Source organism: Chitinophaga varians (assembly GCF_012641275.1).
Taxonomy (GTDB): domain Bacteria; phylum Bacteroidota; class Bacteroidia; order Chitinophagales; family Chitinophagaceae; genus Chitinophaga; species Chitinophaga varians_A.
In genome coordinates, this window is sequence record NZ_JABAIA010000015.1 from 1 (window position 1) to 1,187 (window position 1,187).

Here is a 1,187-nt window from a genome sequence, read left to right on the forward strand (position 1 = left end):
GAACCTGTTGCGATAGTGGGAATGAACGGCCGTTTTCCCGGTTCGGCAGACCTGCAGCAGTTCTGGGAGCATCTGAAGTCCAATCATGATCTTGTGACAGAAGTGCCTGCAGACCGTTGGGACTGGCGGCAATATCACGGCGATCCGCTGGCCAGCCCGGGAAAAACACTTAGCCGTTGGGGTGGGTTTATCACCGATATTGATAAGTTCGACGCTTTATATTTTAATATTTCCCCGCTTGAGGCAGAACTGATGGACCCGCAGCAGCGGATCACGCTGGAAGCGGTATATGGCGCACTGGAAGATGCGGGCATAGCACCGGGAAGCCTGAAAGGCAGTAATACCGGTGTGTTCATTGGGGTGGCCTCTTCTGATTATGCCGGAATATTACGGTCTTCGCCGGCTTTTAGCAGCCAGGCTCAGTATGCAACAGGGTCTGCTCATTCGGTATTGGTGAACCGCATTTCCTACCTGCTGGACATACACGGTCCCAGTGAGCCGGTGGATACGGCCTGTTCCAGTTCGCTGGTGGCAATTCACCGGGCGGTGGAACATATCCGTAACGGAGATTGTGATATGGCGATAGCCGGCGGCGTGAACGCGCTGTTGTCACCTGATCTTACGTTGTCGTTTAGCCAGGCTGGGATGTTGAGTGCAGAAGGCCGTTGCATGACTTTTGATCAGCGGGCCAATGGTTATGTGAGGGGAGAAGGTGTCGGCATCATTATACTAAAACCGCTGAGCAGGGCCGTTTCGGACGGAGACCAGATCTATGGCGTAATCCGGGGCAGTGCCGTTAACCATGGCGGTAAGGCCAATACGCTGACGTCGCCCAATCCTGTTGCCCAGCGTGACCTGCTGCTGAAAGCATATCGGAATGCCGGTATCGCTGCGGACCGGGTAAGTTACATTGAAGCACATGGTACCGGGACAGCGCTGGGCGATCCCATTGAAATGGACGGTTTACAGCAGGCTTTCCGGGAGTTATATGCAGAAAACAATTTGGTATATCCCGGCCAGGGTGATTGTCGTGTGGGCAGCGTTAAGTCCAATATCGGACATCTGGAGGCCGCAGCGGGAATTGCGGGTGTGATAAAGGTGCTGCTGTCAATGAAGCATGGGCTGCTGCCGGGTAATCCTCATTTGCAGCAGGCCAATGAATATATAAAACTGGAAGGCAGCATTTT

At 53.8% G+C, this 1,187-nt stretch carries 1 protein-coding gene; it reads left to right on the forward strand.

What is annotated here, in order from left to right; genetic code table 11:
* Positions 1-1,187 (forward strand): beta-ketoacyl synthase N-terminal-like domain-containing protein (locus tag HGH92_RS33385; protein WP_168875202.1); only part of this gene is annotated, 1,187 nt, incomplete at both ends.